Origin of the sequence: Micrococcus sp. HSID17227 (assembly GCF_003989405.1) — a bacterium.
In the GTDB taxonomy this organism is placed as follows: domain Bacteria; phylum Actinomycetota; class Actinomycetes; order Actinomycetales; family Micrococcaceae; genus Micrococcus; species Micrococcus luteus.
On sequence record NZ_RBLN01000551.1, the window covers coordinates 1 to 747 of the forward strand.

Consider the following 747-nt stretch of genomic DNA (forward strand, 5'->3'; position numbering starts at 1 on the left):
CGGCGCCGCCTGTCGGCTGCTCCACCTTCCATCACCCCAATGTGTCTGTCCGCGCCGCTCCGTCAGTAGTCGGCACCAGGCCTGTCGACCAGTTCGATCTGATCCACCGCGTTGCACCAACGGCAGCGCACCGACTCGATGGTCTCACTGACCACCTCGCGCTCCCCGACACTCGACTCCCCGCCCAGGTCGAGCTGCACGTACTCCACGACCTTCGAGGAGCGCGTGACATCGAAGCGCGTGAGGTTGCCGCAGAGCGTGCAGCGCCAGCGGGTCCCGTCGGTGGGCTGGGGAACCGTCGTCATCGTTGCGTCCTCTTTCGTCGTACGTCGAGTCTGTGCGTGCCCAGGTCTTCGATCTCGCGGTGCGCCGTCGAACTGCGGATGTCCTGCCGCAACCCTACGGCCTCGCGCATACCTGCCGGCACGGCGAGGCGCTCCGTCCCGTTCTCGCCTGTTGCGTCATGCTCTGTACGTGATCGATCTGCGGGAAGTCGACTGGCGGGAGCGGGCCCGGGGGTTCGGGGCCGCGGCGGGCGGTGCCCCGGTCACCTACGGGCTGATGGCGTTATGCTGCGCCGTCTTCCTGATGAGCCCGCTCTCGGGGTTCAACCCCGTCTACGGCGACGCCGACGCGCTCCTCGCCGCTCAGGCGGGGTACTTCGAGCGGTGGGGCGTGATCCCCAGCGAGCTCCTGGACGGCTCGGCGCACGCGGCGCTCACCCCGCTGACCGCGCTCTTCGTCCAC

At 68.9% G+C, this 747-nt stretch carries 2 protein-coding genes; one reads left to right on the top strand and one right to left on the bottom strand.

All coding sequences use genetic code 11. The annotated features are described in order from the left end of the window. Window positions 1-62: 62 nt before the first annotated feature. A complete protein-coding gene (locus D8M29_RS13245; RefSeq protein WP_127446083.1) occupies window positions 63-305 on the bottom strand; it encodes a hypothetical protein in 243 nt (80 codons plus the stop codon). 169 nt (window positions 306-474) lie between these two features. On the opposite strand from D8M29_RS13245, the gene D8M29_RS13250 reads away from it, so the two are divergent. Further along, window positions 475-747, top strand: a 273-nt coding sequence (locus D8M29_RS13250) for a hypothetical protein (RefSeq protein ID WP_202975983.1), incomplete at its 3' end; no start/stop codon positions are given.

Excerpts from the sequence above, each read along its gene's own strand:
- D8M29_RS13245 (WP_127446083.1), bottom strand. The coding sequence starts at position 305 with ATGACGACGGTTCCCCAGCCCACCGACGGGACCCGCTGGCGCTGCACG.